Source organism: Lactococcus taiwanensis (assembly GCF_017068355.1).
Classification (GTDB): Bacteria; Bacillota; Bacilli; order Lactobacillales; family Streptococcaceae; genus Lactococcus; species Lactococcus taiwanensis.
The window spans coordinates 1727824-1754782 of record NZ_CP070872.1 but is presented as its reverse complement, the minus strand read 5'-3'; the positions used below and the strand labels follow the sequence as shown (position 1 = coordinate 1754782).

Annotated in this window: 23 protein-coding genes; 20 read left to right on the top strand and 3 right to left on the bottom strand. The window is 39.3% G+C overall.

Going from position 1 to position 26959, the window contains the following annotated elements; genetic code table 11:
• Nucleotides 1-239 precede the first annotated feature (239 nt).
• The 10 genes from JW886_RS08620 (at nt 240) to JW886_RS08575 (ending at nt 11830) form a co-directional block, all read left to right on the top strand.
• Entirely contained in the window at nt 240-2642 is a 2403-nt protein-coding gene (locus JW886_RS08620) for a helicase C-terminal domain-containing protein (protein WP_205871871.1), read from the top strand.
• 82 nt (nt 2643-2724) lie between these two features.
• Nucleotides 2725-3168: a cell wall elongation regulator TseB-like domain-containing protein gene (locus JW886_RS08615; RefSeq protein ID WP_205871870.1), complete on the top strand. Its 444-nt coding sequence runs from the start codon at nt 2725-2727 to the stop codon at nt 3166-3168.
• On the top strand, nt 3165-4355 hold the full coding sequence (locus JW886_RS08610; RefSeq protein WP_205871869.1) for a pyridoxal phosphate-dependent aminotransferase: 1191 nt from the start codon (nt 3165-3167) through the stop codon (nt 4353-4355). Before JW886_RS08615 ends, JW886_RS08610 begins: the two co-directional genes overlap by 4 nt.
• On the top strand, nt 4348-4674 hold the full coding sequence (locus JW886_RS08605; RefSeq protein ID WP_075525278.1) for a GIY-YIG nuclease family protein: 327 nt from the start codon (nt 4348-4350) through the stop codon (nt 4672-4674). Before JW886_RS08610 ends, JW886_RS08605 begins: the two co-directional genes overlap by 8 nt.
• Nucleotides 4675-4856: 182 nt before the next feature.
• The gene (gene asnS, locus JW886_RS08600; protein WP_205871868.1) at nt 4857-6200 is read left to right on the top strand and encodes an asparagine--tRNA ligase; all 1344 of its coding nucleotides are present in this window, start codon (nt 4857-4859) and stop codon (nt 6198-6200) included.
• Between the two features lie 83 nt (nt 6201-6283).
• Nucleotides 6284-6706, top strand: coding sequence for a hypothetical protein (locus JW886_RS08595; RefSeq protein ID WP_205871867.1), 423 nt, complete (start codon nt 6284-6286; stop codon nt 6704-6706).
• Between the two features lie 22 nt (nt 6707-6728).
• Nucleotides 6729-7364 (top strand): thiamine diphosphokinase, encoded by a 636-nt coding sequence (locus tag JW886_RS08590; RefSeq protein ID WP_075525275.1) that lies wholly within the window; start codon nt 6729-6731, stop codon nt 7362-7364.
• Nucleotides 7365-7463: 99 nt separating this feature from the next.
• The gene (locus JW886_RS08585) at nt 7464-8402 is read left to right on the top strand and encodes a Gfo/Idh/MocA family protein (RefSeq protein WP_205871866.1); all 939 of its coding nucleotides are present in this window, start codon (nt 7464-7466) and stop codon (nt 8400-8402) included.
• Between the two features lie 438 nt (nt 8403-8840).
• Nucleotides 8841-10178 carry an amino acid permease gene (locus JW886_RS08580; RefSeq protein WP_205871865.1) on the top strand — a complete coding sequence of 446 codons (1338 nt, stop codon included), beginning with the start codon at nt 8841-8843 and terminating at the stop codon, nt 10176-10178.
• Nucleotides 10179-10558: 380 nt separating this feature from the next.
• Nucleotides 10559-11830 (top strand): amino acid permease, encoded by a 1272-nt coding sequence (locus tag JW886_RS08575; RefSeq protein WP_205872508.1) that lies wholly within the window; start codon nt 10559-10561, stop codon nt 11828-11830.
• Between the two features lie 73 nt (nt 11831-11903).
• Here JW886_RS08575 and JW886_RS08570 read toward each other — a convergent pair whose 3' ends face one another.
• Complete coding sequence (locus tag JW886_RS08570; protein ID WP_075525272.1) at nt 11904-12203, bottom strand: GIY-YIG nuclease family protein; 300 nt, start codon at nt 12201-12203, stop codon at nt 11904-11906.
• Between the two features lie 285 nt (nt 12204-12488).
• Between JW886_RS08570 and uvrA the strand changes: the two genes are divergently transcribed.
• Together uvrA and JW886_RS08560 are read left to right on the top strand one after the other, a co-directional pair.
• Nucleotides 12489-15311: an excinuclease ABC subunit UvrA gene (gene uvrA, locus JW886_RS08565; RefSeq protein WP_205871864.1), complete on the top strand. Its 2823-nt coding sequence runs from the start codon at nt 12489-12491 to the stop codon at nt 15309-15311.
• Between the two features lie 69 nt (nt 15312-15380).
• Complete coding sequence (locus JW886_RS08560; RefSeq protein ID WP_205272066.1) at nt 15381-15965, top strand: uracil-DNA glycosylase family protein; 585 nt, start codon at nt 15381-15383, stop codon at nt 15963-15965.
• A 723-nt stretch (nt 15966-16688) separates the two neighbouring features.
• Here JW886_RS08560 and JW886_RS08555 read toward each other — a convergent pair.
• Together JW886_RS08555 and JW886_RS08550 are read right to left on the bottom strand one after the other, a co-directional pair.
• The gene (locus JW886_RS08555; RefSeq protein WP_205871863.1) at nt 16689-17228 is read right to left on the bottom strand and encodes a YagU family protein; all 540 of its coding nucleotides are present in this window, start codon (nt 17226-17228) and stop codon (nt 16689-16691) included.
• Nucleotides 17229-17280: 52 nt separating this feature from the next.
• Nucleotides 17281-17730, bottom strand: coding sequence for a GNAT family N-acetyltransferase (locus JW886_RS08550; RefSeq protein ID WP_200407429.1), 450 nt, complete (start codon nt 17728-17730; stop codon nt 17281-17283).
• Nucleotides 17731-17919: 189 nt separating this feature from the next.
• Here JW886_RS08550 and JW886_RS08545 point away from each other — a divergent pair, with 189 nt between their 5' ends.
• The 8 genes from JW886_RS08545 to yjeM all read left to right on the top strand — a co-directional run bounded on the left by JW886_RS08545 (nt 17920) and on the right by yjeM (nt 26873).
• Nucleotides 17920-19035, top strand: a complete 1116-nt coding sequence (locus tag JW886_RS08545; protein WP_075525266.1) for an AI-2E family transporter — start codon at nt 17920-17922, stop codon at nt 19033-19035.
• 194 nt (nt 19036-19229) lie between these two features.
• Nucleotides 19230-20579 carry a hemolysin family protein gene (locus tag JW886_RS08540; protein ID WP_075525265.1) on the top strand — a complete coding sequence of 450 codons (1350 nt, stop codon included), beginning with the start codon at nt 19230-19232 and terminating at the stop codon, nt 20577-20579.
• Between the two features lie 173 nt (nt 20580-20752).
• Entirely contained in the window at nt 20753-21544 is a 792-nt protein-coding gene (pflA, locus tag JW886_RS08535; protein ID WP_205871862.1) for a pyruvate formate-lyase-activating protein, read from the top strand.
• 142 nt (nt 21545-21686) lie between these two features.
• Nucleotides 21687-21818: a hypothetical protein gene (locus JW886_RS09920; protein ID WP_267905517.1), complete on the top strand. Its 132-nt coding sequence runs from the start codon at nt 21687-21689 to the stop codon at nt 21816-21818.
• Nucleotides 21819-22017: 199 nt separating this feature from the next.
• A complete protein-coding gene (locus tag JW886_RS08530) occupies nt 22018-22962 on the top strand; it encodes a manganese-dependent inorganic pyrophosphatase (RefSeq protein ID WP_200407427.1) in 945 nt (314 codons plus the stop codon).
• The gene (locus JW886_RS08525) at nt 22962-23759 is read left to right on the top strand and encodes a DUF1803 domain-containing protein (RefSeq protein ID WP_205871861.1); all 798 of its coding nucleotides are present in this window, start codon (nt 22962-22964) and stop codon (nt 23757-23759) included. The genes JW886_RS08530 and JW886_RS08525 overlap by 1 nt, the downstream gene beginning before the upstream one ends.
• Before the next feature lie 28 nt (nt 23760-23787).
• Complete coding sequence (pepT, locus tag JW886_RS08520) at nt 23788-25029, top strand: peptidase T (protein WP_205272069.1); 1242 nt, start codon at nt 23788-23790, stop codon at nt 25027-25029.
• A 317-nt stretch (nt 25030-25346) separates the two neighbouring features.
• Entirely contained in the window at nt 25347-26873 is a 1527-nt protein-coding gene (gene yjeM, locus JW886_RS08515) for a glutamate/gamma-aminobutyrate family transporter YjeM (RefSeq protein ID WP_075525259.1), read from the top strand.
• Nucleotides 26874-26959 lie beyond the last annotated feature (86 nt).

Here is a 26959-nt window from a genome sequence, read left to right as displayed (position 1 = left end):
TCATTTGTTTATATTTTAATTTTACTCTTATTTTGTTCATTTGTAAAAAGAAAACTGCTGCTTTGGTGGAATATGGTATAATTGTTAGAGTGAATTTCTGAAGGTTACGAATAAAATTTTACTGACGAATCTGTCAGTAAAAAAATGACAAGGTGTGCCAGCTTAAAGCTTTAGCTTACAGCACTTTGACATGCGAATCATGAGGACTTTAGAAAACTGTAAGAAATAGGTGAGAAAATATGACTCGATATGCTGTGGTGGATCTGGAAGCGACCGATGCTCATAGTAGTGAAAATAAAATTATTCAGATAGGGATTGCCTTGGTGGAAGAAGGCCGGATTGTGGGGACTTTTTCTACTGATGTGAACCCTCATGAAACCTTACTACCAAGAATCAGTGAGCTGACGGGGCTGTCAGATAAGCGCCTAAGTGTTGCTCCTGATTTTTCTGAGATTGCGGGCGAAGTCCGGGAGATTTTAACGGACTGTGTTTTTGTTGCGCACAATGCCCGTTTTGACTATGGGCTTTTAGAAAAAAGTTTTTTTATGGCAGGCTTGGAGTTTAACGAGATGCCTCGGGTGGATACAGTCGATTTAGCGCGGGTCTTTTTTCCAACTTTTGATAAATATGGCTTAGAAGCGCTGAGTGAGCATTTACATCTCTCTCATGAACATCCTCACGCGGCCCTATCTGATGCTTACGCAACAGCTGAGCTTTTATTAAAGATTCAAGAAGAAATCCGTGCGCTTCCACGTGTTGTACTTGAAGAATTATTGCGGCATGCGGATAACTTACTTTTTGAAACCAAATTATTTTTACAAGAGCAGTTGGAAAAAACGGAGCTGGCTCCAGCGGGTTTAAAGATTGTCCACAATATTGCTACAAAATGTGTTCCTAAAGGGGAGTCGGTCAGAAAAAAAGGCACTCTCGCTAGCCAAAGCCGGCTACTGACAGAGCTGTCAGCAGATTTTTCTGAAAATATCCACAAGCTAGGACTTAGTCCACGGACCAAACAAGAAAAATTAGCCCACTTGATCCAAAAAGAACTCGCTTTTCCACAGCCATCTTTTTTGGAAGCACCAACGGGGCTGGGGAAAACTTATGGTTATCTGCTGCCCCTCTTGGCGCAGGGTAAAAAAATTGTAATTTCCACAGCGACAAAGGTTTTGCAGAAGCAACTTCTGCACGATGTTGCCCCGCGGTTAGAAGAAGTTTTTGGTGTGAAGATGGCCAAAATCGTTGGGACGCAGAATTATATTTCGCTCACAAAATTTTCCAAGCTTTTACTCAATGACACGGATGGGAAAAATTTTGAGATTTTCAAAATGAAGGTACTGATTTGGCTGACCCAGACAAGTACGGGAGAACTTGATGAACTCTCTAAAGTCATGACGAATGCGGATTATTTTGCAAGCATTTGTCATGATGGCTATGTTAACCCTAAACAATTTCATTATGAGCAAGATTTTTGGCTGAAAGCCCAAAAAGAAGCGCAGGTTGCTTCAATAAAAGTGGTCAACCACGCTTATCTAATTGAGCGTCTGGCAGATTATCCCGAGACATTCCTTGAGGAGCGGGTGCTTGTGGTCGATGAGGCGCAGCAATTGTTTCCAATCATGGAAAGTGCGGGCCAGCGTAGTCTAAAAATCGCTGATGAACTGGTCAAAATTGATGCAGCCGTCAGTGAAAATCCTCAACTGATCAAACGCTTGCAAGAAAGTTTAGTTTACCAGCTCAATAAGAAAGAGCTTGATTTGGCTAAAATTAAAATGGATGCTCAAGAATTAGGACTGACAGAGCTGTCAGCATTTTTAGAGGATGAACAACAGATCGTCTGGCGAGAAAACGGACAGCTTTTTGCCAGTACGAGAGATTTTTATAATTTTGCTCAGCTGATTCCACAAGCAACCAAGTTGATGATGATTGGGGCTACACTATCTCTTTCAAAAGATAAGCCTTCTTTTCCTGAGTTACTTGGTTTCGCGGATTATCGCTTTTTCAAAATTGATGGACATCCCGTACCCAATCAAGAATTAATCGCCTTGACGGATGCACCAAATATCAAAAATTTAAGTGTAGTGGATTATGCAGACTACACTGCATCGACCTTATCTGAGCTTGCGCGTCTTGAGTTACCAATGGTTGTACTTTTTACCTCAAAGATTGCTCTAACTTTTGTAGCGGAAAAAATGTCTGCTGATGGGTTTGAAATTTTAGCGCAAGATATCAATGGCACACCAGCTCAGCTCAAGAAAAAATTTGATAAGGGAGAAAGTAAAATTCTTCTTGGCTTAGGCTCCTTCTGGGAAGGAGTAGATTTTGATAAGCAGAATCAGCTTTTGCTCGTTATTCCACGTCTCCCTTTTGCCACACCAGATGACATTTTAACGAAGAAATATGCTCAAAAATTTGAGAATCCTTTCTATGATTTCAATGTTCCCATGGCTACTTTAAAGTTGAGACAAGCTATTGGTCGTGTCAATCGTAGACGCAATCAATATTCTAGTGTGATTGTTTTAGATAATCGTTTGGCAGGGAAATCTTACGCTAAACGCATGCGTAGAAATCTCGCCGAAGCGCTCCCTGTAAAAATGCTAAACTTGCTTGATACAGTCAGCGAAATCAAGAAATTTTTGATATAATGATACGTAATACCACAGCCTATAAAAAGTGGAAAAAAGCGCAGCTTTTATATGCTGTGCAAAGCTTGAAAGAAGAAAAAATATGAGAAAGCGAAAAATGACCCGTCATTCGCAGATCATTATCGGGATTCTAACAGTTATAGTGGCGCTTTATTTGGCGATTGCCTTTTTCTTTTGGAGAAGTTTGACGCCCTACCAATCAGGCCGTAAGCAAGCCATTGCCATTGCTCAACAAAAAACAGACTTAAAAACGGCAACGGCTTTTGATATTGCGACTACTGACACGACAACCTACTCGGTCGTAGGGTTAGATAGCTCAAAGCAAGAGATTGGGGTGCTGATTCCTAAAAAATCGGGAAAAATCACGGTAGTAAGATTAGCAGATGGCGTTTCACCAACGACTTTGACCAGTCAAAAGACGCAGTCGGTAGTTCTCTCCCTCTATCAAGGTCAACCAGCTTGGGAAGTGAATAATAGCGATGGTTTTAAAGTGTATGACTTTAAGTCAGGAAAAGAGTTACTATGAAAAAGAGTTCTGATTTTGTATTAAAGATGGATGAGTCGGTCACCTTGGCGGCGGCCAACCGGGCCAAAAAATTGAAAGCCCAAGGGCGAGATATTATCGATTTAACCCTTGGACAGCCTGATTTCCCAACACCTAAAAAAATTGGTGAGGCAGCAATAGAAGCAATCAAGAATGGTTCGGCAAGCTTTTATACACAGGTGGGAGGGCTTCCTGCTCTCAAAACAGCAGTACAAAAGTATTGGGAAAATTTTTATGGTTATTCGATTGATACACCGCAAATTTTGGTAACAGCAGGGGCGAAATTTGCGCTCTATGCCTACTTTATGGCAACGATAGATCCCGGAGATGAAGTGATTATCCCAGCACCTTATTGGGTCTCCTATGTCGATCAAGTCAAGATGGCCCAAGGGACACCAGTAATCGTAGAAGCAAAGCAAGAGAACCATTTTAAAGTCACGGTGGCGCAACTTGAACAAGCGCGTACAGCTAAAACCAAGATTTTACTGCTGAATTCACCTTCTAATCCTACAGGAATGATCTATACTAAAAAAGAACTGGAAGAAATAGGGGAGTGGGCGGTAGAAAATGATCTTCTGATTTTAGCAGATGATATCTATCATCGACTCGTTTACAATGGAGCTGAATTTACAGCTATTTCAAGTTTGTCCACAGCTATTCGTCAGCGCACGACCATCATCAATGGAGTGTCAAAAACATTTGCAATGACAGGGTGGCGCATCGGTGTAGCTGTGGGGGATCCTGAAATCATTGCTGCGATGACTAAAATTGCTAGTCAAACCACTTCTAATCCGACAGCAGTTGCTCAATATGCCGCTATCGAAGCTTTCCAAGGTAGTGATAGTGATACGGCTTTTGATCAAATGCACAGGGCTTTTGAAGAACGGCTCAATAAAATTTATAATCAGCTCTTAGAGGTCCCAGGTTTTGAAGTGGTTAAACCGAATGGCGCTTTCTACCTCTTTCCTAAAGTCACCAAAGCAATGGAACTTAAAGGGTTCAGTGATGTCACTGCTTTTACCACAGCGATTTTAGAAGAAGCGGGTGTGGCTTTAGTAACGGGGGAAGGCTTTGGTTCACCCGAGAATGTACGCTTGAGCTATGCTACTAGTTTAGAAAATCTGGAAAAGGCAGTGCAACGCTTGAAAGATTGGATGAATAATGGTTGATAAAAAAGAAGCTAAAGCTAACTATAAACACTCAGAAAAAATTGGAGCAGTGGTTGCTTATAAAAATTTAAGGACCAACGAGCGCTATCTTGACATTGCCCCAGATTTGGCAGGGATCAAAAATCGCTTTCAATTTGCTAAAAAAACGGGACTTGGTTTGCCTTATGCGATTGAAAAAGCAGCCAAGACCGCTGATTTTGAGTTAGAAGTACTCGAAGAACTCAAAAAAGATGAGTTACAAAGTCCCCAAGCATTCAAGGAAGATTTGAAAACCTTAAAAGAAATCTGGGAAGAAAAGTTAACGACTGATAAACGTTAGATATGGGCATATCCCAAGAAAAAATACTTTCGCTACTCATGCAATAGAAGATGAGCAAGGTAAAAAGGAGTGATAGGTCTGTCAAAAATGGCGTTCCAACCTCTTATGGACAGTACCTTGGTATTTTTTCATTTTTTATTATAGCTATTATGAAATCAAAAAAATTATAGAAGGACTTATTTATGAAAGACTTAATCTCTATCATCGATGTGAAAAAACATGTTGGTGAAACGGTAAAAATCGGTGCATGGCTTGCCGATAAATCAGGTAAAGGTAAACTCCAATTTCTTCAGCTCCGTGATGGAACTGCTTTTTTCCAAGCAGTGGTTTTCAAACCAAATATGATTGAAAAGTTTGGTGAAGAAGCAGGAACAGCTAAGTTTGATGAAATTAAACACCTTTCTCAAGAAACATCTGTTTATGTGACTGGTGTGGTCAAAGAAGACGCTCGCTCTAAGTTTGGTTATGAACTTGATGTGACTGACTTAGAAGTGATTGGTCATTCTCATGATTATCCAATCACTCCGAAGGAACATGGGGTAGAGTTTTTGTTAGATAACCGTCATCTTTGGTTGCGCTCAAAACGCCAAATGGCTATCATGCAAATTCGTAATGCGATTATTTATGCTAGCTATGACTTCTTTGATAAGAATGGTTTCATCAAATTTGACAGCCCAATCCTTTCTGGCAATGCTGCGGAAAATACTACAGAACTTTTTGAAACGGATTATTTTGGCAACCCTGCTTTCTTGTCACAATCAGGTCAGCTCTATCTTGAAGCTGGTGCAATGGCACTTGGTCGTGTCTTTGACTTTGGACCTGTCTTCCGTGCTGAAAAATCAAAAACACGTCGTCATTTGACAGAGTTTTGGATGATGGATGCTGAGTATCCTTTTGTAACGCATGATGAATCTTTGGATATTCAAGAAGCCTATGTAAAACATATGATTCAAGGTGTTTTGAATAATGCTGCTTATGCCCTTGAAACTTTGGAACGTGATATCAGTAAGTTACAAAAATATGTTGATACTCCATTTATGCGCGTGTCTTATGATGATGCGATTGATTTATTACAGGCGCATGAAAATGATGAAGATACGGACTATGAGCATGTAGAACATGGGGATGATTTTGGTAGCCCTCATGAAACATGGCTCTCTAACTTCTATGGCGTACCAACTTTTGTTGTTAACTATCCTGCAAGCTTTAAAGCTTTCTACATGCGCCCAGTACCAGGTAATCCAGAGCGTGTACTCTGTGCAGACCTTTTGGCGCCAGAAGGCTATGGTGAAATTATCGGTGGTTCTGAGCGGGAAACAGACTATGAAGTGCTCTTGCAAAAAATTGTTGATTTTGGTTTAGATCCAAAAGATTATGAGTGGTATTTGGAGCTACGAAAATTCGGTTCAGTTCCTCATGCAGGCTTCGGTCTTGGATTGGAACGTATGGTTACTTTCGTGGCAGGGACAGAACATATCCGTGAAGCTATTCCATTCCCACGCATGATTAATCGTATTCATCCTTAAGCTTATAACTTCTCTTTTAAGTAAGAGGAGTTTTTCTTTTTAAGATGTTCTTTTTGGTATAATTGAGAAAAGGGAGAAATGGCATGATTGGATCGAAAGAAACAGGCAATGAGGATCAAGAACTGGCCCACTTTGCAGAAGAATTGATTGATAGATTTCGTGAACGTTATAATTCCAGCGATTATCGGACTTTTGAGTGTAACTTTATTGAAGGTTTTGTTAGTGAGTTTGTCATGGAAAGCCATGATAAAATACAAACGGCAGAGGATACTATCGATGATGAGCTGATGATTGTTTCATTTGTAGATCATGCGCACGCCTATATGACAGGGGCTATGCATGAAGTCAAACAGTATCATCAGATCTTTACACAACTTTGTGAACACTACTATGAGAAGGGATATTTGCAAGAAGCGCTGTATCAGGACCGAGAATATCTTAAAATGGTTCAAAATATTCTTAAAGAAGTTCACTTAGAGGTGAAGTTGAGTCTTAAGACGAAATAGAGTAGAGGAAATAAGGGCAGTAATGAAAGTACTAATCGTAGCAGGCTTACCCGATTGTGTTATCGAAGGAACTTATGACAAATATATCGGTGTCGATCGCGGCAGCCTTTTTTTGATAAAACAAGGTATTCCAGTTGATCTTGCTGTGGGTGATTTTGATTCGGTTGATCAAAAGGAATATGAGCGCATTGTGCAAGATACAAAAGCACTTATCAAATTACCCGCTGAAAAAGATGAAACAGATTTAGAAGTAGCGTTAGATTATGTTTTAGAGCATTTTAGTAAGGCCGAGTTGACGATTATGGGAGCGCTAGGGGGGCGGTTGGATCATTTATTAACGAATGTTTTTTTGGTGCAACGTCCTAAATATCAAAGTCTTGCTCCCCATATTACATTATTTGATCAACAGAACTTGGTCCGTTATCTTTTGCCGGGGAAACATCAACTTCCTAAAATCGAGCGTTATAAGTATATTGGCTTTGTACAGATGGGAAGTGAGGACACATTAGCCATTGAAGGGGCTAAATATCCCTTAAAGCCGGAGGAAAATTTTAGCCCGATCTATGCTAGTAATGAATTTACCAGCTCACAAATGACGGTTTCGTTGGAGCGCGGGATGGTCATGGTCATCTATTCTGGTGATGGAAGAAAATTCTAATTAGAGAAAAGCTTTTTTGATAACGCTTGCTTATTTGTCTTTTTTGCCTAAGAAAATGATAAAATAGAATGAGTTATATTAGAATGAAGAGGCCCTAAAATGATAATCGGAGTAATTGGTGCAACATCTAACATTGCCAGTAAAGCTTACCTTCCTGTCTACGCAAGCATGCAAGCTCAGCATCGTTTTGTGCTTTATTCAAGAGAATGGGCGCGTGCAGAAAAAATAAGAGCTCAATATAAATTTGAATATGCGACAGAGGATTTGGCGGCTTTGGAGACTGTCGATTTAGTCATTATCCATGCAGCTACAGCTCAGCACTTTCAATTAGCAAAACGTTACCTTAGTGCTGGTGTACCTGTTTTAATGGATAAACCGGTCTCTGAGAATTTAGAAGAGGTAAGGGCTCTTCAGAAATTAGCAGCCGAAAAAAATGTACTTTTCGTGGTGGCTTTTAATCGCCGCTTTGCACCCCAAACTGCGCCACTTAAAGCACTCGCTCACAAAAATATGATTAAAGTGAGTAAAAATTTGGCAAATAATGCGAGTGATGATGTGAGTTTTACAATGTATGATATTTTTATCCATCCGTTAGATACAATGATTTACCTTTTAGATGACGAGATTGAAGACATTCATCACTCACTCAAATTAGATGACGAAGGTAAACTAACCCGAGCAACAGTCATGGTTGAAACGGCGACAACGACTGCACTAGCGACAATGAATCTTGTAGCAGGCGCTTTTAGTGAAGAGTTTGTAGTGGAAGCGCCGACAGCAACACTGCGTCTATCAGAGTTGACCGAACTTGAAAAGCGGAGTGGTACAGCTTGTCAAACTTATGGCATCAATGGCTGGCAGTCGGCCACTTATAATCGAGGCTTTGATCATTTAATTTCAGGTATGGTAGAGGCAGTCGCAGCTTTTGATGGTAGCAACCGTGATGTGCTTTTGGATAAGATGAAACAACATAATATTTTGAAGTCGCATGAAATTATTGCCCAAATGTTAGAAGAAAATAATGTGAAAAGTTACTGACCAAGCTGTCAGTAACTTTTTTTGTTGAAAATTTGGTAAATTCTTGCAATTATGATAGGAAAGAAGTATAATTATAAAAAATTCGAAAAGGAGTCCTCATGAACACTAAACCATTCACAGTCTTTTATTTTTGGCGCAGATAGTTTGTGTTTATGCATTTGGCGTAGATACAACTTTTGAGTAACCTCAAAATTCTACGCCGGCGACTTAAACAAGACCGGATAGGCTAACTATTCGGTCTTTCTTTTTTTAATTTTTGACCTTTAGTTCAATTCAAAAGTAAAATTAATCGCGTTTCAATCTCTTACAGAGATTGTTTCGTGTCGCTTATACAATAAAAGCGACAGCGACCGACTCCAAGCAGGGTTTTACGTGATGAATTAAAGGAGTAACTACTTGAAAGCTTTGCTTTCAAATTTAAAAGAAAAGGGGAATTTCATGGAAAATTCTGGAACAGGGCTGAAGTCTTCACTTAAGACTCGCCACGTCATAATGCTCTCACTTGGGGGAGCGATTGGAGCAGGGCTTTTTGCCGGCTCAGGACAGGCCATCGCATCGGCAGGTCCTTCAGTAATCTTTACGTATTTGATTGCTGGTTTGATCTTATTTGTTATTATGCATGGGGTAGGACAAATTGTTCTGCACCAAAAAACAAAATCTGTGGGAATGGCCGAGCTGATTGAGCCATATGTGGGCAAACGTTTTGCTCATTTTACGGACTGGGTGTATTGGTCCACATGGATGTGTGTGATGGTGGCCGAAGCTTCTGCGATAGCACAATTTTTAGGGGTATGGTGGCCGATGATTCCAGACTGGATTTTTGTCTTGATTGTCGCTCTCATTACATTGGGAATCAATCTCTATTCCGTTCGCGCTTTTGCAGAGACTGAATATTGGCTAGCTATTGCTAAAATTGCCGTCATCATAGCACTGATTGTTTTGGGGATATGGTTCTTACTGGTTCAAGTTCTTCATCTCGGTGTAGCTCAAGGCTTAGGAAAAATGAACAGTTATGGTGGCTTTGCTCCGCATGGAATGAAAGGTTTCTTTAACGCCATGTTAATGGTCATCTATTCTTACGGCGGTTCAGAGCTTGTGGCCATCACAGTATCTGAGGTAGAAGATCCTAAGAAGGCGATACCTAAAGCAATTCGTGGGGTAATGATGCGGATCGTGGCCTTTTACTTTATCCCGATGTTTCTTTTTATTGAACTTTATTCATGGAAATTTTTGAGCACGACACAAGAAAGTCCTTTTGCCTTGATCTTCAAAAAGTTTGGGATCCCAGGAGCCGCGAATATTATCAACTTTATCATTATCTTGGCCTTGTTTTCTGTCATTAATTCTGCTATTTATGCGACATCACGTTCGCTCTATTCACGGACTAAAGACTCTAAGAGTGGTGCAGCAAAATGGTTGAGTACTCTCTCTCACAAAAATGTTCCATTACGTGCGATTGGTTTTTGCTCAGGCCTATTGTTTGTGGGCGTTATCTTATCTTATATTTTTGGAGCTAAATTATTTAATTATTTGGCAGGCTCCATCTCTTACACGCTCTTGGTAGTATGGATTATGCTTTTGATATCAAGTTTAATCTTTTACTTTAAGGAGGGGCATGCTTCAATGTTTATCAAAATAATTTCGATTTTAACATTGATTGCTTTGTTTGTGGTAGGTTACTTCACAGTAATTTCTAATCCACTCGGTTTAACTGGCTTTGCCATCATTATCTGTTTAGTGAGTTTCTTTTCTTACCGAAAGAAGCAGGGCTCATGATAAAATAATTGCAATTTTTTAGAGAAATGCTATAATAGATAAAAATAAATTGCAGAAATGTTGTTTCGATGTTTCTGGCCAGAAAGGAGAACACAATGAATACACCAATAATTACAGTCTATTATTATTATCGGCATGGATAGTTGTGTGTATGCAAAGGGCATAGATACAGCTTTTGGGTATACTCAAAAAGTATCTGTGCCGGTGATTCTCTAAAATGACCGACGCGTGACGTTTGGTCATTTTTTCTTTTTTGAACCCAAAAACTGTATCTTAAAAATAATAGTTTTGTTTGTTAGAACAAACATAAGGGGGAAAAATTGGAAGAAGAAAAAGAAACAAAGCACTTAAAATCAGCAATGAAGACGCGACATGTGGTCATGCTCTCACTCGGTGGAGCAATTGGTGCTGGCTTATTTGCAGGATCAGGGACAGCGATTGCTGCGGCAGGGCCATCGGTTATGTTGGCCTATATTTTAGCGGGCTTAATTTTATTTGTAGTGATTTATGGGGTCGGTCAAATTGTCTTGCAACAACAAGAAAAATCGGTAGGGATGTCAGGTTTAATCGCACCATTTGTTGGAGAACGGCTCGGACATTTTACTGATTGGGTCTACTGGGCGGACTCCATGGCGGTTATGGTCGCAGAGGCAGCAGCTATTGCGCAATTTCTACATGCGTGGTGGCCTATGGTTCCCAACTGGATTTTTGTGCTGGTCGTGGCTATTTTGGCTTTGGGAATTAATCTCTATTCCGTGCGCGCTTTTGCGGAAACTGAGTATTGGCTAGCTATCGCGAAAATTGCTGTCATTATTTTATTAATTATTCTTGGTTTTTGGTTTTTGATGACTCAAATTTTACAACTCGGAATTGCAAATGGGTTGAATCAGATGAATACCTACGGAGGCTTTATGCCTCATGGGATGAGTGGTGTATTTGCAGCAATGCTCATGGTCATCTACTCTTATGGAGGATCAGAAATGATTGCATTGACCATTTCAGAAGTTGAAAATCCCAAAAAGGCGATTCCTAAAGCGATACGTGGGCTGATGTTACGTATCGTCAGCTTCTACGTTATTCCAATTTTTATTTTTTTGGAGCTTTTTTCTTGGAAATTTTTAAGCACCACCAAAGCAAGTCCTTTTGTTTTGATTTTTGATAAATTTGGAATTCCTTATGCAGCAGTCCTTGTGAATTTTGTAATTGTTCTCGCTTTATTTTCGGTGATTAATTCTATGATTTATGCAACGTCGCGCTCTTTGTATGCGCGAGTACAAAATACTCAACATGGTTTGGGGGGCTACCTTGGGAAGTTATCAAAACATCAGGCACCTATTCGAGCAATTGCTTTTTGTGCCGGCGTCTTGTTTATTGGCGTGATTCTCTCGTATATTTTTGGTAACCGTTTGTTTAGTTATATGGCGGGATCGATTTCTTATACTGTTTTGATGACATGGTTGATGCTCTTAATTGCTTCGCTTGTATTTTATTATAGGACGAAAGTTTCGCTTTTGAAAAAAGGGATGGCGTGGCTTACCTTGATTGTTTTACTGATTGTGGGTTATAACTTGGTTATATCAAATCCATGGGGCATCACGATATTTGCTATCGTAGTCGGGCTCATTAGCTTTTTGAGTTTTCGAAAAAAGTAAGCAGCTGGTAAAAGGAAAACAGGAACTTTTATCGCATAAAAAGTGCTGACAGCTCCGTCAGTAAAAAAGTCCGTCATTTTTGACGGGCTTTTTGATAATTTTGGAAATGGTGCTTGATACTATGAGTGGCGATGAGCTCAAGTTTTTGTGTACGCCGAAGTTTATGTTTAAACCACCATTCGCACTGCATGGCTTCACTTTTGGTATCAAAGTGAATGGCGGTAACGAGCTGGACTGGCCCTCTTGTTTTAGTGTACTTTGCTCCTTTTCCGTTATTATGGGCAGCAATTCGTTTTTCTAAATCTGTAGTGTAGCCACAATAAAGGGTTTGATCAGCACATTGTAAAACATAGGTAAAGTAATCTTTCGTCATAAGTTTTATTTTTAAGTCGTTTCTAGATTTGAAATTACTGACAGAGCTGTCAGTAAGAGGTTGCGTTTTCAATTTTTAGCTGTTTGAGCGTAGAAGGAAAAGAAAAAATTTTATAGTAAGATTATACCATTTCGGGTGCTCAATGTTAAGAATTGCCTTCCTGTTCGTGATATAATAGAGGTAATATGATGTGAAGAAGAGCTAGTCTTCAAAGGCTCAAACTGGATTGAGCCCTTTTAAAATAAAAGCTTCTACTCTTGTGTAGAAGGATAATAAGGAAAAAAGATGCCACAAGAAAAAATAGTTATTCATGGTGCGCGTGAGCACAATTTAAAAAATATCGATGTCGAGATTCCTCGCGACAAATTGGTCGTGGTTACTGGAGTATCAGGCTCAGGTAAGTCATCACTTGCTTTTGAAACGTTGTATGCCGAAGGGCAACGTCGTTACGTAGAATCTCTCTCTGCCTATGCCAGACAGTTTTTGGGAAATATGGACAAGCCTGATGTTGACTCGATTGATGGGCTTTCACCCGCAATTTCCATTGACCAAAAAACCACTTCAAAAAATCCACGTTCAACGGTGGGAACGGTCACAGAAATCAATGATTATCTGCGCCTTTTGTATGCTCGGGTGGGAACGCCTTATTGTATCAATGGACATGGTAAAATTTCGGCACAATCTGTTGAAGAAATTGTGGAACAAATTCTCGAATTACCAGAAAAAACACGCCTGCAAATTTTGGCACCTGTCGTGCGCAGAAAAAAAGGAACGCACGTCAAAATGTTTGAACGCATCCAAAAAGATGGCTATGTTCGGGTTCGTGTTGATGGAGAAGTCTATGATATTTCCGAAGCACCAGAATTAGATAAAAATAAAAATCACACGATTGAAATTGTGATTGACCGGATTGTTGTTAAAGAGGGAATTCGTTCGCGTTTGTTTGATTCGGTTGAAGCAGCACTTCATCAAGCAGAAGGTTATGTGATTGTGGATAAAATGGACGGTTCTGAGCTCCTCTTTAGTGAGTTTTATGCTTGCCCCGTCTGTGGGTTCACTGTCCCTGAACTCGAACCCCGCCTTTTCTCCTTTAATGCACCATTTGGTTCATGTCCAGATTGTGATGGTTTAGGGGTCAAGTTAGAACCAGATGTCGATTTATTGATTCCAGACCCAAGTAAGACATTACGTGAAGGAGCAATTGTCTATTGGTATGGCAAAGCTTCAAATTATTATCCTGCCTTATTAGAACAAGCGATGAAACAGTTTGGAATTGACATGGACACACCTTGGGAAAAATTATCTCAAAAGGCGCAAAACATTGTGCTTTATGGAAATGGCAATAAACTTTTCCACTTTTATCATCAAGGCGATTTTGGTCTACAGGATAAAGATATGGCCTTTGTAGGAGTCATTCCCAACTTGTGGCGCCGTTATCGTTCAGGAATGAGTGAATCTTCCCGGGAAATGGCGCGTAGCTATATGACTGAACTTCCTTGTACAACTTGTCATGGCTATCGTTTGAATGATCAAGCACTCTCGGTCAAAGTAGGCGATAAAAATATTGCCGAGTTTTCAATTTTGTCCATCGGAGATACGCTTGATTATGTCGCGTCTTTAACCCTATCCGAAAATAATGAGATCATTGCAAAGCCCATTTTGAAAGAAATCAAAGATCGCTTAACCTTCCTCAAAAATGTTGGGCTAGACTACCTGACTTTGTCGCGTTCAAGTGGGACTTTGTCAGGTGGCGAATCTCAACGGATTCGTTTGGCGACACAGATTGGTTCAAACTTATCAGGAGTGCTTTACATTTTGGATGAACCTTCGATTGGCTTGCATCAAAGGGATAATGACCGCTTGATTGCTTCCTTACAGAAAATGCGCGATTTGGGCAATACATTGATTGTAGTGGAACATGACGAAGATACGATGATGGCAGCAGACTGGCTAATTGACGTGGGACCTGGGGCGGGTGACTTGGGAGGCGAGATTATCGCTAGTGGCACGCCAAAACAAGTCATGAAAAATAAAAAATCACTGACAGGCCAATATTTATCAGGTAAACGTGCGATTCCTGTACCTGAAAAACGACGCTCCATTGATAAGAAAAAAATGGTCAAGATTACAGGTGCAAGTGAGAACAACTTGCAAAATCTTGACGTTGAGTTTCCAATGGGAGTTATGACTGCAGTAACGGGGGTTTCCGGTTCTGGAAAATCAACCTTAGTGAATACCATCTTGAAGAAGGCTTTAGCGCAAAAACTCAACCACAACTCAGAAAAACCAGGTAAATATAAGAAAATTACAGGTTATGAAGGTATTGAGCGGTTGATTGATATTGACCAAAGTCCAATTGGGCGGACTCCACGCTCCAACCCCGCCACTTATACCAGTGTATTTGATGACATTCGTGATTTATTTGCCAATACAAATGAAGCCAAAATTCGTGGTTATAAAAAAGGACGTTTCTCATTTAATGTTAAAGGTGGACGTTGTGAAGCCTGTTCTGGCGATGGGATTATCAAGATTGAAATGCACTTTTTGCCAGATGTCTATGTGCCTTGTGAAGTGTGTCACGGTAGACGTTATAATTCGGAAACTTTGGAGGTTCATTACAAAGGCAAGAACATTTCAGAAGTATTGGATATGCGTGTTGCCGAAGCATTAGAATTCTTCCGTCATATTCCAAAAATTGAGCGAAAATTACAGACTATTGTTGACGTAGGACTGGGCTATGTGACGCTTGGTCAACCTGCCACGACCCTGTCTGGTGGGGAAGCTCAACGGATGAAATTAGCCAGTGAATTACAAAAACGTTCAAATGGGAAAGCTTTTTACATTTTAGATGAGCCAACGACTGGCTTACATAGTGAGGATATTGCAACGCTGATTCAGGTACTCGATCGTCTTGTTGATCAAGGAAACACCATTGTGGTTATCGAGCATAATTTGGATGTCATCAAAACAGCTGATTACATCATTGACCTTGGACCAGAAGGTGGCGCTGGTGGTGGGACCATCCTTGCTAAAGGTACCCCTGAAGAAGTCGCTAAGGTAGCTGAAAGTTATACGGGGCAATATTTGAAAGACAAACTGAATCGGTAAGTACTGACAGACTGGTCAGTACTTTAGGAAGGTATGATTTGGCTTATTACTCCTAGCTGAGGACAGAAAATGGACAGATTAGAAGAAATTTTTGAAGAAATCAAAGCCGATCCTCAAAATGAAGCTTATACTAAAAGAGGAATCGAGCCACTTTACTCTGCACACAGGGCAGCAAAGATTTGTATTGTGGGGCAAGCACCTGGGATACGTGCTGAGGTTTCACGCTTATTTTGGAATGATCCCTCTGGTGACCGGTTGCGTGATTGGTTAGGGATTGATCGGACAACTTTTTATCAATCTGATAAGCTCTCTATTTTACCTCTAGATTTTTATTTTCCTGGTAAGGGAAAATCGGGAGACCTTCCCCCTCGTAAGGGGTTTGCAGAGAAATGGCACGAGCCACTTCTTAAAGAAATGCCGCATATTGAATTATTTGTTTTGGTCGGTTCTTATGCCATGAAATATTATCTAAACTTAAAATCTTCTACCAAAACTACTGAGATAATTCGGGATTATGAAGCTTATCTTCCCCACTATTTTCCTTTGGTGCATCCGAGCCCAAGAAATAATATTTGGTTGGCAAAGAATCCATGGTTCGAACCAGAAGTTTTACCTGCTTTGAAAAAAAGAGTGGCAGAGCTAATGAAAGATTAAAAAAAAGTTACTGACAGAGCTGTCAGTAACTTTTTTAGGTTAGAGTTGCAAAAAAAACATTTTTATAACTTGGGAGCAATGGAGCAGCGGGGAAGCTATCGGGAGGGTCTCACGCTCAAGCCCGATGAAAAGGGAAAAATCCAATGAAACTGTTAAACTTTGGACAGTTTGCATTGCTCATGAGAGGCTGCACTAAAAAAACTCGAACTGGCAAGGTTCGAGTTTAAAAGGTGTAAGTCATATCCATTAATAATTTAACCAGAGTTATTTTATCATTTTCAGCCTATAGAGAGGATAACCGATGATGACAAAAGCCCTTGTCTTTGACAAGGGCCCTGAGGGATCATTAGATATTAGCGAGCAGACATATCCATGCAAGCAGTACATGGTCGGAGCTTAAAGCTCGGATAGGTCATTTGCGTATGGTTGACTGCGCTAAGGTCACTATCGAATGCATCATTAATTACAAAAGCGTCTGCGAAGTGAGGGCGGTGGGGACATGTCTCTTTGTGGACCTCGTGTGCACTATCGAAGTCTCCATTTTTATTGATTACATAGTTCATGGTGCGGTCCTCCTTTTAATCGTGTACATTATTATGTACAATTTAATTTTACAATCTTCTTGAGAAAAGTCAAGTATTTTGTTTTACAACAAAGGAACTAATTTAGAATTTATCCTATGTCCCCATTCGCATAAAAAAAGAAGCTAACTTAACTTCTTTCCTAAAGTGTGCATAAAATACCACTCGTGTCCTTACTAATCAGGTAATAGGCGCATGCAGCTATTGTCCAGGCCCAAACAATGTGACCGAAACATTCGGAAAAATGTTCAGCAAAAGGTTGTTGCCAGGCAGGTGGTACCGTTCTTAAAAGGGGGAGTAAGAGAAGGTGCCAGATGATCCAGATTAAAAGTCCGTAAGCCATCCCTTGCCAAAGTCCTATTAGTGGCCAGAACTGGCCAACTAAAATAAAAAGAAAGGCAAAAAAAATAGAGAAACTAAAATGTAAAATCAGCGAAAACCAGTAAACTTTTTGATTCCGTGAATAGAAAATAAAGGCATGGGTTAGAGATTTTGGGACCCCCATTTGTTCCATGAGCCGCTGTGGGGGATTGGTCGAATCCCTCTCAAGAGTACGTGGAGGTAAGAGAGCTTCCCATCCAATTTTAACCATACCAGAAACCATTCCGGAAAGAATACCAAACCATAAGCTTTTGAAAACTATCTGGCTGACTGGTCCATCAAGCATGGTAACTAACAACATATAATCCCTCCTTAAGTTTCAGTAGATTTGATCAAAAAGTGGCTTCTAACATTTATTCAGCTAAGCCTGTTCGTTCCATTTGAATATGAGCAATTCCAGCTTCTTCAAAGATTGCTCCCACCTCCGTAAACAGATACTTATGATAGAAAGCTTTGGCAGAAACTTGGGCATGGAGTTCTAACTTATCAATATGAGAGGCTTTGGAAAACTCAAGCAAGCGTTCCATTAAAAGCGTGCCATACCCCTTATTACGTCCCTCTTTAAGAATGGCCATACGTTGAATAAGTGCGGAATGCTCATCTAAATGAGGCAGGAGACGGACAGTCCCTTGTGCAACACCCCCATCGTAGAGAACGAAATGTACAGCCGAAGCTTCTTCCAAAGCATTTCCTACTTCAAGCTCATAAGGAACACCTTGTTCTTTTACAAAAACTTGATTGCGAATGCGTAAAGCATCAAAATAAATATCGGACATTGTATCGCGTGTGACTCTAATTTCCATTTTATCCTCCTATGGCTTAGTTTGCTTAAAAGCTCTGGATTTATTATAATATAAATAGTCTTAAAACGATACTGAAAAACTCTAGATGTGAATTGATACGCAAATCACCAGTAACTAAAAAATAAGACCAGATTAACTGATGATGACCTTCTCCTAATGGAGGCTATCTTCTATAGATAAAGGAAATTTATGTTCAAAAAAAGCAAATTATTTTTCTGGACGATAGAGATTCTAGCGGTTGCTTTGCTAATCTATCTATTGACTCAAATCCAGTTTGTATTCCAACCCATTAAAACTTTACTGGCCTTACTCTTTATCCCATTTATCATCGCAGGGTTTTTGTACTATATTTTTAATCCTGTGGTCATCTTTATGGAGAAGAAACTAAAGATTAAAAAAACACTGGGAATTTTTATTGTATTACTTGTGATACTGGGACTGATTATTTTTGCGATGGCATCAGTTATTCCAAGCCTCATTTCGCAATTAACAGACCTGATTAATGCGACTGCTAAGGCCTATCCGGAGGTGCGTCACTGGATAGAGAGCCTTCAGCATGACCCCCGTTTTGCAGAACTTTATAAACAGATTGATGTGAACAGTCTTGTTGAGAAATTGAATATTTCTTACACGGATATTCTCCATAACCTCCTCAACAGTATCACTGTCAGTTTGGGGAGTATCGTCAGTATTGTCACCAGTATTGTGATGGTCATGATTTTAGTTCCTATCTTACTTTATTATATGCTCAAAGATGGAGAAAAAATTATTCCTTTTCTTAAAGAAAATGTCTTAACGGAAGATAAACTCAATATTTTTGAACTCCTAGAGAACATGAATCATACAATCTCACGTTATATTTCTGGTGTGGCGCTCGATGCTTTATTAGTTTTTGTTGTTGTATTTATTGGCTATCTTATTTTAGGAATTCCGTATGCGTTCTTGTTTGCCCTTTTTGCGGGAGTGACCAACTTGATTCCTTATGCTGGACCATATATCGGCGTGCTACCAATGGTGGTTACTGTGGCTTTCAACCATCCCATCACAGCCCTGATTGCAGTGATTTATGTGTTGGTTTTACAACAACTGGATGGAAATCTCGTTTATCCCAAAATTGTCGGTTCTGCAGTGAAAGTCCATCCTGTTACGGTTATGATCCTTATGCTGATTTCAGGAAGTTTATATGGTATCTTGGGGATGATTATCGCTGTACCAGCTTACTGTCTCGTCAAAGAAATTGTAAAATTCTTGAATGGTTTATATCGTAACCATAAGGCTCAACAGAAGAAAATTATTTCAAAATAATAGTAAAAATATGTTATAATAGATGCTATCTAAGCCCCTTTTGATGCAAGCCTGATTTTTTATCTTGCGCTGTTTCTAAATAGGGCTAATAACAAGAGCACAATGGGTGAAACTGGTGATAAGGTGGAGAAATTTTTCTCTGTCTTTTATCCTTTTTACCCGTTGTACTCATATCTTAAATTCAAGGAGCAATAATGTCAAACCCTGATCCCGAGAGTGTATCGATACTCTTGCAGATTCTCTTACTTATTTTCTTGACGGCTTTAAATGCCTTTTTCTCAGCGAGTGAGATGGCAATGGTCAGTCTCAGTCGAACAAAAGTTGAACAAAAGGCGAGCGAGGGAGATAAAAAATACATCAATCTTGTTCGTATTCTTAATCAACCTAGTAATTTCCTCTCAACGATTCAAATTGGGATTACCTTAATTAATATCTTAGCCGGGGCAAGTTTAGCAGATGCCTTAGCTTCACGTTTGGCGCCTCTTTTAGGTGGGACGACTTTTGCTAAAACTTTGGCTCAAATCATCGTTTTAGCAATCTTGACTTATGTATCTTTAGTTTTCGGAGAGCTTTATCCAAAACGTATTGCACAAAATCTCAAAGAAAAGATGGCCCTGCGTGTGGCACCTCCTATTCAGTTTTTAGGGGTCATTATGAAGCCTTTCGTCTGGTTTTTGGCAAGTTCAACCAACCTCCTGAGTCGCATCACACCAATGAAATTTGATGATGCTGATGAAGGGATGACCCGTGATGAGATTGAGTATCTTCTTAATACGAATGACGAAGCGCTTGACGATAGTGAGCGGGAAATGATTACAGGGGTGTTCAGCTTAGATGAGCTTGTCGCACGTGAAATCATGGTGCCAAGAACAGATGCGTTCATGATTGATATTAATGATGATGCTCATGAAAATATTACTGCGATGCTGAGTGAATCGTATTCGCGTATTCCTGTCTATGATGATGATAAGGATAATATTTTGGGAATCCTCCATGTAAAAAAACTCTTGAGATATGGATTTGAACATGGATTTGAAGAAATTGATTTACGTGAAATTTTGCAAGAGCCTTTATTTGTTCCAGAAACAATTTTTGTAGATGATTTGATGCGTCAAATGCGTAAAACGCAAAATCAAATGGCCGTGCTACTGAATGAGTATGGCGGTGTTGAAGGTTTAGTCACACTTGAAGATTTACTTGAAGAAATTGTCGGGGAAATCGACGATGAAACAGATATTGCTGAAAAAGAAGTTTTCAAAATCGGTGAAAATCTTTATGTTGTCCAAGGAAAAATGACACTGAATGATTTCAATGAAGAGTTTGAAACACATCTGGAAAGCAATGATGTTGATACCATCGCTGGATATTTTCTTTCAGAAACAGGACAGATTCCTGAAAAAGGTCAACAAATTGTTTGCAAGGTGGATAATGAGGAAGACCATTTTTCACTGACTAGTTTGGAAGTTTCAGGCAAACGCGTGGTGAAACTGCGTGTTGAGTTTGAGATTACACCTGAAGAGATCGAAGAAGAAATTAAAAAGTAAATAGAAGTTACTGACAGATCCGTCAGTAACTTTTTTATTAGCACAGAAATTTGAAAAATGATAGGGTTACCATTGTTGCTGTAATCAGGATAGGTTTTCTTAATTTAAGTTGCCAAATCAAGTGAATTGCGGTATGATAGAGGGGAAAAGAGTGCTTGAAATTGGAGAATAAAATGGGTGAAAATATAGAAGAATTAAAGAAAGTAACGGGCTTGATTCATTCAACAGAGTCCTTTGGTTCTGTTGATGGTCCGGGTGTGCGTTTTATTATCTTTATGCAAGGATGTCGGATGCGGTGCAAATACTGTCACAATCCTGATACATGGGCTTTAAAATCTGATAAGGCAACAGAACGCACGGTTGAAGAGGTCATGGAAGAGGCGCTTCGTTTTAGAGGTTTTTGGGGTGAAAAAGGGGGAATCACTGTTTCTGGTGGTGAAGCCCTCTTGCAAATTGATTTTGTGACAGCCCTCTTTAAGTATGCTAAATCATTGGGGATTCATACAACGCTAGATACTGCCGCCCAACCCTACCTTACGGATAAGCACGTTACCGAACGGATTTCAGAATTACTGGACTATACGGATTTAGTATTGCTAGATATTAAAGAAATCAATCCGGAGCGTCATAAAGAGTTGACTGCTCATAAAAATGATAACATCTTGGCTTTTGCACAATATTTATCTGACCGCGGAACTGCAGTATGGATTCGACATGTCCTTGTTCCTGGTGAATCTGACCACGACGAAGACTTAATAAAACTGGGTGCCTTTGTAAAAACCTTGAAGAATGTTTTGAAATTTGAAATTCTAACTTATCATACGATGGGCGAATTTAAATGGCGAGAACTTGGTTGGAAGTACCCGCTTGAAGGGGTTAAACCACCAACTAAAGATCGCGTTAAGAATGCCAAAACATTAATGGATACCGAATCCTATCAAGATTATCTTGAGCGGATCCGTTAAAGAGAGCAGCTTTTTGAGCTTGCTCTTTTTCTATTTTCTTGACCCATATTATTTGAAGCGCTCTCATAAAAATGAGATAATGATAATAATACAAAAAGAAAGGGCTCCTGTAAATAAAATTTGCAGAAGAAAAGGAAAGAAAATGTTAGAAAAACGACGTGAAGAACTTTTTGAACTCCATGAAGTCTTAAGCAATCATGATGAGCTGATATGTGATGAAAAGCATCCTGTCCGAGATAACGAGAAGGAAGCAGTCAACGCGGTAGAGGCTTAAAAACAGGATTCTAGATTTACTGACGGCTCTGTCAGCAAAACAAGGGGCATCAGTTTGTCCATAAATATAAAGAAAGCGTGCGTGTTGGCGCTTTTTTTGGTATAATTTAAAAGAATATCGTCCGCTTTATGCGAACAATGTCGAACATTAAGTAATGACTTGGTGTTTTATAAAAATTTTTAACAAATGAGGTAAAAAAATGTCTGATAAAATTCTCGTCTTTGGTCACCAAAAACCCGATACTGATGCGATTGGCTCATCTTATGGTTTCTCATACTTGAGTAATCACCGTCCAAATGGTGCGCTCAATACCGAAGTTGTAGCTTTAGGTACGCCTAATGAAGAAACGCAATTTGTCTTGGACTATTTTGGAGTTGAAGCACCACGTGTTGTCAAATCTGCTAAAGAAGAAGGCGTGGACACAGTGATTTTGACTGACCATAACGAGTTTCAACAATCAATTTCTGATATTGAAGAAGTTACGATTTTTGGTGTGGTTGATCATCACCGTGTAGCTAACTTTAATACAGCAGCACCTTTGTTTATGACTGTTGAGCCTGTTGGTTCGGCATCATCTATTGTTTACCGTAAATTCCTTGAGGCTGGTGTTGAAATTCCAAAAGATGTTGCTGGACTTTTACTTTCAGGTTTGATTTCTGATACTTTACTTTTGAAATCACCAACGACTCACGTGACCGACCACAAAGTCGCTGAAGAATTGGCTAAAATTGCTGGTGTAAACCTTGAAGAATACGGCCTTGCGATGCTTAAAGCTGGTACAAACTTGTCTAATAAATCAGCTGAAGAATTGATTGACATTGATGCTAAAACTTTCGAGTTAAATGGTTCAAAAGTACGCATTGCTCAAGTTAATACAGTGGATATCCCTGAAGTTTTAGAACGCCTTTCAGATATTAAAGCTGCTATTAAAGATTCAATGGTTGCAAATGGCTATGATGACTTTGTCTTTATGATTACTGACATCGTTAACTCAAATTCTGAAATCATTGCCTTGGGTGCACATCCTGAAAAATCAGAAGCAGCTTTTAACTTCACTTTGGTTGATGACCATGCCTTTCTTGCTGGTGCTGTTTCACGTAAAAAACAAGTAGTACCACAATTGACAGAAAGCTTCAACGCTTAATGACGATTAAAGTCTACAATGAAAATCGCCTGACCCGCCAGCCTTTTTTCAAAGCTTTGATAGAATATTTAGCAAAACATGATGAAGTCATGCTCAGACAGATTCATAAAGATTTTGCTGATGTAAAAAATATTGATCGGCAGATTGACTCATTTATTGCTGCTGGATTAATCTTACGGTCTGATAAACGTTATTCACTAGGCTTTCATATTTTTAATGACAGTGAGTTTGATTGGGAAACTTTAAAAGACAAAATTGCTGAACCCCAGAAAAACAGCTACGAAGCTCCAATCTTTGTTGAAAAAGCGTCACAGATTGAAAAGTTATTAGCTAAAAGTATGCTTTATCAAGCTTTACCTAATCAAACGAATCAAGTCATCTTGAATTTTATGACCTCTTTTTCTTACAAAGAAGACCCACAAAATACTGAAATTCCACAGACACTTGCCAATTATTTTGATAAAGTGGCCAAAAATTTACCTTTGACTCCTCTGGAAAAAGAGGTTTATCAAATGATTGGCGATGTTGACCCAGAATATGCGCTTAAGTATATGACGACTTTTCTCTTGAAATTTATGCGTAAAGAGGTTGTCAAATCTAAACCAGATATTTTTGTCAATGTGCTGGAGAAATATAAGGTTATTGAAAAAATTTCAGAAAAAGAATACAAATGTCTTTTGAAATTTTCAGAACAAGTGATTCCAGATCAGAAATTTACTGATGCTAAATCTTTTATAATTGCTCAAATTCAACAAAATAAAGCTATTGAGCCATTTATCTCACTTGGAGACAAATAGGCTATTAGATTAAATTTAAGGAGAATCAATGAAGTACGAAAAACTGTTACCACGTTTTCTTGAATATGTTAAAGTAAATACACGTTCAGATGAAAACAGCACAACAACACCTTCAACTCAAGCGCTCGTAGAATTTGCTCACAAAATGGGCGAAGATATGAAAGCCCTTGGTCTCAAAGATGTTCATTATCTGGAGTCCAATGGTTATATTATTGGGACTATTCCTTCAAATACTGATAAAAATGTCCGTAAAATTGGACTTCTAGCTCACTTAGATACCGCTGATTTCAACGCAGAGGGTGTTAACCCACAAATTTTAGAAAATTATGATGGTGAATCTGTGATTAAACTCGGCGATACTGAGTTTACACTTGATCCAAAAGATTTCCCAAATCTGAAAAACTACAAAGGTCAAACTTTGATTCATACTGATGGCACAACTTTGCTTGGTTCAGATGATAAATCGGGTGTGGCTGAAATCATGACTTTGGCCGACTATCTTTTGAATATCAATCCTGATTTTGAACATGGGGAAATTCGTGTGGGATTTGGTCCTGATGAAGAAATTGGTGTAGGTGCTGATAAATTTGACGTCGCTGACTTTGATGTTGACTTTGCTTATACTGTAGACGGCGGACCTCTTGGAGAACTTCAATACGAAACTTTCTCAGCAGCTGGTGCAGTGATTGAATTTCAAGGTAAAAATGTTCACCCAGGTACAGCTAAGAATATGATGGTCAATGCTTTGCAATTGGCTATTGATTACCACAATGCACTTCCAGAATTTGACCGTCCTGAAAAAACAGAAGGGCGTGAAGGCTTCTTCCATCTTTTGAAACTTGAAGGAACACCAGAAGAAGCACGCGCTCAATATATCATTCGTGACCATGAAGAAGGTAAATTCAACGAACGTAAAGCGTTGATGCAAGAAATTGCAGATAAAATGAATGCTGAACTTGGACAAACTCGTGTCAAACCTGTGATTAAAGACCAATATTACAATATGGCACAAGTCATCGAAAAAGACATGTCCATTATTGATATTGCCAAGACAGCTATGGAAAATCTGGACATCACGCCTGTGATTGAACCAATTCGGGGCGGTACGGATGGCTCAAAAATTTCATTTATGGGTCTTCCAACACCTAACCTTTTTGCCGGTGGTGAAAACATGCACGGACGTTTTGAGTTTGTGTCACTTCAAACCATGGAAAAAGCAGTGGATACGCTTCTTGAAATCATTCGCTTGAACAACGAAGTTTCAAAATAATAAACGAAAAAAGTTTGAGCATTGAAGCTCATACAGAGATTAAAACAAGTCGCTCGGTCGGATTTTGTACACCAAATTCCTACCTAGCGGCTTGCTTTGTTGTTAATCTGAAAAATTCAGACTAATCCCTACTTTTCGCTATAGTTCTGTTACTGTCATAATTATTTTTCTAAATCGTAAAATCAAAAGATGATTTTTTAGAACGTACTATCAGCATATTTATTACTGACAGAGTCGTCAGTAAAAAAATATATTGCTTATAACATTTAAAAATTAAGAAGAACGTTTGGGCGTTCTCAAATAAGAAAGGAAACCTTATGTCAAAAGATACAAAAGGTAAACTCTCGCTCGTAGGTCTGTCGCTTATGATCTTTACGACCGTCTTTGGCTTTGGAAATATTCCAGTAGCCTTCTATCAAATGGGATATGGTGCCATACCGTGGTATATTATCGGTGCTCTGCTCTTTTTCCTTCCCTTTGCCTTTATGGCAACCGAGATGGGTTCTGCTTTTAAGGACGAAAAGGGCGGTATCTATTCTTGGATGAGTAAAGCAGTCAATCCAACTTTTGCTTTTGTTGGTACTTTCATGTGGTATGCCTCTTACGTAATCTGGATGGTTACCGTTGCAAATAAAATATTAATTCCTTTGGTAAATCTTATTTTTGGTAACTCTGATCATACTCCTTCCCTACTGTGGATTTCAGTAGCTGCTGTAATCTGGATGGCTTTAGTAACCTTTATGGTTTCTAAAGGGGTAGATACGATTAAAAAATTCACTTCTGTCGCTGGGATTGCCGTCCTTTCTTTGAATATTATTTTGATTCTTGGCGCTATTATTGTTCTTATTGCCAATGGTCATCCCGCAACTCCAATTACGCTTTCGGCCTTTGCTTCCTCGCCTAATCCAACATTTGATGGTAGCGCAGTTGCCTTTATTGCCTTTCTTGTCTTTGCCATCTTTGCTTATGGTGGTGTAGAATCTATTGCAGGTTTGGTCGATCAAACACATGAACCAGAAAAAAACTTTCCTCGTGGGATTATTACCTCAGCTCTCGTTATCGCTGTCGGCTACTCCGTTGCCATTTTGAGTGTTGGATTCTTTGTGGACTACAACCAATGGATTCCAGCAATTAAAGCTGGAACGATGAATCTTGGAACTGTCCCTTATATGCTCTTACAAAATCTCGGACAAGCTGTGGGTCAGGCCTTTGGTATGTCCAGCTCAGGAGCAGATCTTCTTGGAGGCATTTTTGCGCGTTACATTGGCTTATCAATGTTACTCGCTTATATGGGTGCATTCTTCACTCTTACTTACAGCCCAATCAAACAAATTATTGCAGGAACACCAGAAAAACTTTGGCCAGGTAAACTTGGAAAACTTGACAAAGACGGTATGCCAAAATTTGCAATGTGGATCCAATTTGCTATCGTAACGCTAATTATCATTTTGAACTTTTTGACCTCTCAAGGTGGCGCAAGTGAATTCTTCTTGATTTTGACTTACATGGCGAATGTATCAATGACACTACCTTATATCTTTATTGTCATTGCTTATTGGTTCTTCAAGCGAAATAAGAGCATCAATAAACCTATTGAATTTTTCAAATCTCATCTTGTGGCGACTTGTTTAACTATTCTTGTGTTGATTGTCGTTATTGGGGCTAATTTCTTTACCATTATCCAACCGATTGTTAATTACGTGCAGTTGCCAGCTGCAGCTCAGACCGCTCAAGCTGTAAGAGAGACCGTTACATCAGTCGTTTCAATGATTGGTGGACCAGTTATTTTCGGTATCATTGCTTACTTCATGATGCACCATTACCAAAAAAACAATAAAGAATAAAAAGTTGGACTTTAGGTCCAGCTTTTTATTCTTCTCTTAAATAAGAGTTCATAAGCACCAGAGTTTTGTTTTTGTTATAATGAGAG